At 63.9% G+C, this 1,346-nt stretch carries 1 pseudogene; it reads right to left on the bottom strand.

The features are described 5' to 3' along the window. Window positions 1–205: pseudogene (locus ABZX10_RS22740) on the bottom strand (type II restriction endonuclease subunit M); the annotation flags it as partial. Between the last annotated feature and the right edge of the window lie 1,141 nt (window positions 206–1,346).

The raw sequence follows: 1,346 nt of genomic DNA on the forward strand, positions 1-1,346 counted from the left end.
GTCGGCCGACCCCGAGGTGGGAGCCCTGGAGGATGACCTGATCCCACGATTCAGGCACCCCCCACTCTGCGTCGAAGAACCCCTTCGTTCGGTCGATGCTCTCATCCCACCCGCGGGAGAACTCAAGTCCGAGATCTCCGATGCGCGAGGCGCCTGACAGCTTGTCGAGTACGGCTGCCGTCGACTGATTGACGGCGTACACCATGCGCGTTTGCGTTGTCGGAACCTCCGCGCCTTCCAAGACCGCGTGCCACGACCGCAACGTCTCGGCACTGACAACTGCGATCCGTGAAGAGTGGGGCCGGAGATCCCAGTTTCCGTCGAGGTCCTTGATACCTGGCTCGGTTCCTGAACCATCATGTTTGATCGACCGCTCGACGGTGTCCGGGTGGTAGAGCGATGCTGCTTGCAGAAAGCGAGGGGCGGCACTGGCGCCGTAGATATTGACGCCGTAGCGCTTCTGGTGCTGGATCTCGAATAGCTGAAGCTCATTGATGAACTGCCAGTGTCTCCTGAGGCGGCGGTACGTCTCGGCTCGCAGCGGTCCGGCCTTCTCGTCGGTGAAGTGGGACTCCAGGTGGATGAGACCGACCGAACCTGTCGGTCTGGCTTGTGCACCTCAGCCGGAAGCGAACAGTAGCAGGATGACAACACACACGATCATCAACGAGCAGTGGGCCGGCGCCCTCGACGGTTGGCGTACCGCGATGCAAGCGATGCGACTGTCGCCGCAGACTGTCGACCTGCGCCTTTACCACGTCCGCCGTGTAGCACGAGCCGACCTCGCCGCCAGTCCGTGGACTGTGCAACCCACCGCACTGCTCGAGTGGGTCGGCAGTCACGACTGGAGTCGGGAGACTGCCCGCGCGGTGCGGTCATCCCTGCGGCGATTCTGGACGTGGGGGGTCACGACTGGACGGACGACAGATAACATCGCCGATATCCTGCCGATGGTCCGACCCGAGCAGCCTCGACCACGCCCTGCCGACAGCGCAGTGGTCTCGGCAGCGCTCAGTGCAGCGGACCCACGGCTGATGCTCATGCTCCGCCTCGCAAACGAGCTGGGTATGCGCCGTGGTGAAGTCGCTCAGGTCCATCCGGAACACGACCTCGTACGAGACGTGGCGGGATGGTCACTGGTCGTTCATGGCAAGGGTCAGCGCCAACGCGTACTGCCGCTTCCGGACGACCTCGCCACGGCTCTGTGCCATGCCAACCCGGGGTTTCTCTTCCCCAGTCCTGGAGGAGGACTGAACCGCCCCGGGGTGTCCGGAGACTGACTCAAACAGTCACCGGCACCTGGTGGTGGGGTGTCCTCGCAGCGTAGTACGCGGCCTCCAACTCCG

This window comes from Tsukamurella sp. NPDC003166, assembly GCF_040611135.1.
In the GTDB taxonomy this organism is placed as follows: domain Bacteria; phylum Actinomycetota; class Actinomycetes; order Mycobacteriales; family Mycobacteriaceae; genus Tsukamurella.